Raw genomic sequence first — 6370 nt, 5'->3', positions numbered from 1 at the left:
CCCCAAGTTCGTTTGCTCGACCCCCCCCGCACTGGTCGGTGGGATGACACGAAACCCGACCAACAACGGACCCGCCGCCGAACCACCCACCGGCACACAAAAAAGCCCGGCCCGCACACAATCACGGACCGGACCTTCTCGGTTTACTGCTCACAAGCGATCAGTGGCACCACACCGTGATCAACCGGCTGCGGATCAGGCGCCCTCAGCCGTCAGATCGTCATCGTCCACGTTCCGGTTCTCCCCGGGCTTCGGCCCGTTCTTCCGGGTCCGCCGCTGAGGCCGCGGCAACGCGGTGGGCGGCGGGGGCGGCGTGGGCGAACCCCCGCCGAGGATCAACTCGGCGAACGTCGCCATCGCCTCGTCCAACTGCCCGCCGATGCGCAGCTCCGACTCCTGGTTGCTCTTGCGCACCAGGCCCGCCAGCGAGTCGACGTCCGGCCGGGTCGCCAGCGTGCCCTCGACCTTGGCGATGCCCTGCTCCACCACGCCGGACAGCTCGCCGAGCCGCGACGCGAAGTCGTCCTCGACCGAGTCGAGCCGGGTCGCCATGGTGTCGAGCCGGGACGTCACCTGCTCCAAGCGCTGCGCCAGCGCCTCCAGGCGGTCGGTCGCGTCGACCTGGTCGCGGGTCTCGTCCAACGCCGCGTGCAGCGCTTCGCGGGCCTCGTCCAGCTTGCCCGTCATCGTGCTGCGCGTGTCGGCCAACTGCGCCACGAGCGACTCGCGCGTCTCGGTCAACGCCGCGTGCAGCCCGTCCCGCGTGCTGTTGACGTTGTCGCGGGTCTCGTCCAGCTTGCCGGTCAGGCCGTTCGCGGACTCCGTCACCGAGCGCTGCAACGCCTCACGGGTGCCGTCGAGGTGCTCGTGCACGCCCTCGTCGACCTCGTCCAGGCGACCGCGCAGCGCGGCCTCCAACGCCTCGATGCGCTCGCGCAACGGCCCGGTCACCGCGGCCGGCACCTGCTCGACCTTGCCGTCCTGCTTGTCCAGGTGGCCGTCGAGGTCGTCGATGCGCTTGTGGATGTGGGAGAGCTTGTCCTCCAGGCCGTCCATCCGCCCGGCGACGCCCTCGAACCGACCCGTCACCCCGTCGAGCCGACCGTCGAGCTGCGCGAACGGCTTGGCGAGCTTGTCGACCAGGCCCTCGACGGCCCGACCGATGCCCTGCACGGCGGCGTCCTGGGCCTCCAGCTTGGCCAGCGCCTCGTCCAGCCGCTCGGCCAGCACGCTGACCTCCGTCCGGTCGGGCAGCTCGGACAGGCGCTTGCGAACGGAACCCAGCGACTCGAGCGGGGACATCCGCGCGTGGATCTCGTCCAGTGCGTCGAAGATCTGCTGCTGTTCGCTCTCACGGATCTCCGCGGCGCGCGTGAGCATGTTGCGCATCCGATCGAAGGACATCGTGGAGTTGTTGTTCTCGTTCACGGCTCGGGTGCCTTCGTCCAGGGGAGGGGAGACCTCCGGGAGCCTAACCAGGTTGGGGCGGCGGGCAGTAGCGCCCCCCGACCGGGACCGCCTGGATCGACCTTGCGTGTACTCCGTTGGAGTGACAGTTGTCGACCTTACCCCAACGTAACCGGCAGCGCGCCTGTGACTGCTCCGTGTGAGCATCCGCCGAGTGAGTGACTAAAGCCCGGTCACCAGTCGCGGAAAGTTCTGCATCACGACTGCACAACGGGTTCACGACAGCGAAAGCGGCACCTGATCGAGTGGTTCTGAACACACCGGGTGACGTGGGGGTGATCATACCGGTTCTTGATCAACGCAGCTCCGAACGACACGGCGTGTCACCGGTATACGGTGGCGCCCATGCCGACCCCGCTTACCCAGGAAGACCTTCGCCGCGCGCCGAAGGTGCTCCTGCACGACCACCTCGACGGTGGCCTCCGCCCGCAGACGGTGATCGAACTCGCCGAGGCCTGCGGCCACCAGGGCTTGCCCACCACGGACCCGGTGGCGCTGGGCGAGTGGTTCCGCGACAACGCCAACTCCGGCTCGCTGGTCCGCTACCTGGAGGGCTTCGCGCACACGTGCGGCGTCATGCAGGACGAGTCCGCGCTGGTGCGCGTCGCCTCCGAGGCCGTGCAGGACCTCGCCGCCGACGGCGTCGTGTACGCCGAGATCCGCTACGCGCCGGAGCTGTTCACCGACAAGGGCCTGAGCATGGAGCAGGCCGTCGAGGCGGTGCAGGAGGGCTTCCGCCAGGGCGAGGCCGCGTCGGGCGGCCGCATCCGGGTCGGCACGCTGCTGTGCGCCATGCGCCAGAACGACGGTTGGCAGCGCATCGCCGACCTCGTGGTCCGCTACCGGGACTCGGGCGTGGTCGGCTTCGACATCGCGGGCCCGGAGGCCGGGTTCCCGCCGAGCAAGGAGCTGTCCGCGTTCGAGTACCTGCGGCAGCAGAACGCGCACTTCACCATCCACGCCGCCGAGGCGTCGGGCGCGGAGTCGGCCTGGGAGGCCGTGCAGCTCGCGGGCGCCGAGCGGCTGGGCCACGGCGTGCGGCTGGCCGAGGACATCAAGGGCGACGAGGTCGGCCCGCTGGCCGCGTACGTGCGCGACCGGCGCATCGCGCTGGAGATGTGCCCGACGTCGAACGTGCACACCGGCGCCGTGGCGTCGCTGGCCGAGCACCCGATCAAGCGGATGCACGACCTCGGCTTCCGGGTCACCGTGAACACCGACAACCGGCTGATGAGCATGGTGTCGCTGACCGGCGAGTTCGCCACCGTGGTCGAGAACTTCGGCTTCGGCTGGGACGACCTGCGCAAGTTCACCGTCAACGCCGCCAAGGCCGCGTTCATCTCGCACGACGAGCGCCGCGCGCTGATCCAGGACGTCATCGAACCGGCTTACGCCGCTCTGTCCCAGGAGTAGTCGCACGAACCAGTAGTCGCACAGACCGGTGGTCGCACAGACCGGTAGTCGCACAAACGCAGAGGTCGCGGGCTCCGATGGCTGCCCGCGACCTCTGCCTTTTCACTCGACCCTCTCGACCCTCTCGGCCCCTTTAGTGGACCTTGAGCCGGTCCTCGAACGCCGCCACGAGCGTCCGCCACGCCACCTGCTCGTCGTCGAACGGCGCGCTGGGCGCGAGCCGCGTCGGGTCCGGCTTGAGCACGTACGACACCAGCCACCCCAGCCGCTCGGACTGGTTCAGCGCGACCTTCACGGTGTCGTCGTTCGCCCACTCGCCGGCGTCCTCCAGCAGTTCGACCACGAGGTCGAGCTGCGTGGGGTCGATCGCGTCCGGGCCGTCGGCGATGTCCTCGTCCAGCCCCGTGAGCACGTAGACGTTGTCCGGGTCGACCTCGACCTCCAGGTCGCCGCCGGTCGCCTTGGTGACCAGCTCGCCCCAGGTCGACACCTCGGCCAGGTCGTTGTCGTCGGCCTCGACGATGAACCGGGCCAGCGCGCGCGGCGACCCGAACACGTCGATCCGGCCCTTGCGGCCGAGGAAGACCGGCTGGTCGTCCAGGTAGCAGCGCAGCGTGTAGTACTCGCCCGCGCCACTGATGATCTTGATCGGGTCGATGCCGACCTCGCCCCAGAAGCCGACCGGCTCGTCGCCTTCCTCTTCGTCCTCCTCCGCGGCGGCCGCGGCGGCCGCGTTGGCCTCCTCGAACTCGGCCAGTTCGTCCTGCGCGGCCTTGAGCGTGGTCTCGTCGACCTCCGGCGTGGTCACGACCTCGTCGATCGCGTCCAGCACCTCGTCCCACTTCTCCGCGACGACCTGGGAGATCTCGGTCCACAACGCTTGGCCCTCGCGGCCGGTGAACGGCAGCGTGCCCTGCGGGAGCAGCGCGAAGCCCTCCGCCGAGTCGAGGACCTCGTGCACCTTCTCCAGCTCGCAGACGTCCGCCAGCGACCGCACGATGGAGATCACGTCGGCGAGTTCGCCGATGACCCACGTGTCGGGCTCCTCGGAGACCAGCTCGGGCACGCCGACCAGGTCGAACTGGTGGTTGTCGTCCGGCGACAGCTCACCGACCGACAGCGCGGGCACGACGTGCCACGCGGGGTGGTCGGTCAGGTCGTGCTCTTCGGCCTTGCGCACGAACGCCGCCAAGTGCGCGGCATCGGGGAACGCGTACAGGTCCTCCTCGTGGCCGAGGAAGGCTTCCCACTCCTCGCCCTCTTCCCGCCAGCGCGGGGCCCACAGGGTGACGACATCACCCTGGGTGAGCCCCAGCTCGATCGGGACGATGTCCTGTGCCATCCGACCTCCCGGTCACGCCATGCCCCTTTGCGATGCGGGGGCAAGAGTACGGGGTCGATCACGCACTACTGCCGTTGACCACGGAAAGGGTCCGCGAAGTAGTCGTCGTCGTCCGTTTCCTCGGGTTGCGGGCGGGGCGCGGGGCGGCTCTTCACCTGTCCCGCCCACGGCGGCGGAGGCGTCCCGGTCGCGCTCCGCCGGTGTGCCGCCGGCGGCGTGACCTGCGACTGGACGGCCGCCTGCGGCTGAACGGCCGCCTCCGGCCGAGGGATCGCCGCCGACTCCGCCTGCGACCGAAGGGCCGCACCCGCCGTCTGCAAGGGCGGCGGCCCGGCGAACGCCTCCACCGCCATCGCCATGCTGTCGCCCAACGACTTGGCCAACTCGTTGTAGCTCTTCTGCACCGCCGCGTCCGTGGCCAGCCGCGCCGTCTCCACGACCAGCCTGCCGACCGCGTCCGGACCCTGCGCCAACGCGTTCGGGTGCAGGTCGAGCGCCTTGAGCTCACCCGACGCGGTCGCCGTGGCGCGGGCCAGGCGGGTCGGGTGCTCGGCGCTGCCGGTGGTGCGGGCCAGCACCTGGGTCAGGCCCTCGGCCGCCGCGAGCCGTTGTTCCTGCGTCACCGCGACTCCCTCAGGTACGTGCCGTCGAACTCGTCGTCGTCCGGACCGCGTTCGAAGCCGATCTCGGCCAACGCCCGCACCGCCGCCGGGTCGGCCACGCGTTCCACCGTCCGGTGCAGGCGCGACGCCGCGTCACGGGACGCCCGCGCCGACACGCGCAGGATCTCGTCCGCCAGCGCCCGCGGTCCCATGTTCAACGCCGACGGCGAAACCCGCACCTCCTGCGGCGGCCCGCCGGGCGCGGCGACGACCGTGACCGCGCCGTCGGGTGACGACGCCCGGCCGAGCACCGGGCCGGTGCGGGCCGCGTGCTCGACGACCTGCCGCTCGGTGTCGGCGACCCGCCGGGCCGCCCGCTGCGTCTCGTCCACGTCCTCAGCCCGTCTCAGCCGGTCGGTCGGTAGAAGCCCATGAAGCCCATACCGCTGTTGCTCGTGCGGATCGGGTTGACCTGCACGGGGTCGCCCGCCTCCACCATCTGCCCGTTGCCGATGACCATGGCCACGTGCCCGTCCCACACCACCAGGTCGCCGGGCAGCAGGTGGTCCGGCGGCACGGACGCGCCCATCGCCTGTGACGACGCGGGCCGCGGGATGTCGAACCCGGCGCCGCCGTACGCCCACTGGGTCAGGCCGCTGCAGTCCGTGCCCTGGGGCGGGTTCGCGCCACCCCACACGTACGGGGTGCCCAGAGCGGACAACGCGTTGCGCACGGCGCGTGCGGCGGTCTCGTTGGGCGCTTCGGCGGAGCTGCCGTCGGGCAGGTTCACGCCGACACCGGTGCCGGGCTGCGGCGGGATCGCCACGGGCAGGCGCGGCCCAGTGGGCTCACCGCCGCCGCCACCACCACCGCCGCCACCGGACCCGCCACCCGACCCACCGCCGGACGAGGGGGACGACCCGCCGCTGCCACCCGCGTCACCGGCCGACGACGTCGACGTGGCGCCACCGCTCTCCACGCCCAACGGGTCGCCGATCCCGGCGAAGTTCGGGTGCGCCAAGCCCTGCAACTGCGCGACGACGGCCGTCAGCTCGTTGCGGACCTTGTCCAACTCCTGACCGGTCCTGCCCTCGTACTCACGGGCCTTCGCGGTCACCTCCGCCGCCACCGCGAGCACCGCGCCGATCCCGCCGAACGCGCCCGCCGCGACCGCCGCCGCCAGCCGGGGCCACGCCCAGCCGGTGAACTCGTCGATCAGGCCCTGGATCGCGGTCTTGCCGGCGTTCACCGCGTCCACCGCCGTGGTGGCGGCCTGCTGGGTGGTCGTCGCGTTGCGCGCCAACGTGCCGACGCCACCGGAGAACGCGGCGACGCGGGTCTGGAACGCGTTCGCCTTCTCCCCGTACCACTGGCTCATCGCGGCGTTCGCCGCGCCCGTGTGCCTGCCGTCGAGCTCGGTCAACGCCGTGGACGCCCGCCCGAACGCCTCGGCCGCGCCCGTCGCGCCGCCGGTGTCGCCCTCCAGCTTGGCCAAGTGGTCCTTCATCGGCTGGACCAGAGCCGCCAGGAAGCCGCCGACGTCCAC

6 protein-coding genes are annotated in these 6370 nt (G+C 71.3%); 1 reads left to right on the top strand and 5 read right to left on the bottom strand.

What is annotated here, in order from left to right; all coding sequences use genetic code 11:
- Positions 1-195: 195 nt before the first annotated feature.
- Positions 196-1389, bottom strand: coding sequence for a hypothetical protein (locus AB0I91_RS36335; protein ID WP_499640950.1), 1194 nt, complete (start codon positions 1387-1389; stop codon positions 196-198).
- A gap of 423 nt (positions 1390-1812) precedes the next feature.
- Between AB0I91_RS36335 and AB0I91_RS36330 the strand changes: the two genes are divergently transcribed.
- On the top strand, positions 1813-2880 hold the full coding sequence (locus AB0I91_RS36330) for an adenosine deaminase (RefSeq protein ID WP_499616731.1): 1068 nt from the start codon (positions 1813-1815) through the stop codon (positions 2878-2880).
- A gap of 133 nt (positions 2881-3013) precedes the next feature.
- On the opposite strand, the gene AB0I91_RS36325 is transcribed toward AB0I91_RS36330, so the two are convergent.
- The 4 genes from AB0I91_RS36325 to AB0I91_RS36310 all read right to left on the bottom strand — a co-directional run bounded on the left by AB0I91_RS36325 (position 3014) and on the right by AB0I91_RS36310 (position 6370).
- Positions 3014-4222, bottom strand: a complete 1209-nt coding sequence (locus AB0I91_RS36325; RefSeq protein ID WP_498780567.1) for a SatS C-terminal domain-containing protein — start codon at positions 4220-4222, stop codon at positions 3014-3016.
- A gap of 65 nt (positions 4223-4287) precedes the next feature.
- Positions 4288-4845, bottom strand: coding sequence for a YbaB/EbfC family nucleoid-associated protein (locus tag AB0I91_RS36320; RefSeq protein ID WP_499640944.1), 558 nt, complete (start codon positions 4843-4845; stop codon positions 4288-4290).
- Positions 4842-5216, bottom strand: a complete 375-nt coding sequence (locus tag AB0I91_RS36315) for a YbaB/EbfC family nucleoid-associated protein (protein WP_499616725.1) — start codon at positions 5214-5216, stop codon at positions 4842-4844. The genes AB0I91_RS36320 and AB0I91_RS36315 overlap by 4 nt, the downstream gene beginning before the upstream one ends.
- Positions 5217-5230: 14 nt before the next feature.
- Positions 5231-6370 (bottom strand): C40 family peptidase, encoded by a 1140-nt coding sequence (locus AB0I91_RS36310; protein WP_499640942.1) that lies wholly within the window; start codon positions 6368-6370, stop codon positions 5231-5233.

Source organism: Actinosynnema sp. NPDC049800 (assembly GCF_040656635.1).
In the GTDB taxonomy this organism is placed as follows: Bacteria; Actinomycetota; Actinomycetes; order Mycobacteriales; family Pseudonocardiaceae; genus Actinosynnema.
The sequence above is the reverse complement of the archived record's forward strand: the minus strand, read 5'-3'. Positions and strand labels throughout refer to the sequence as shown.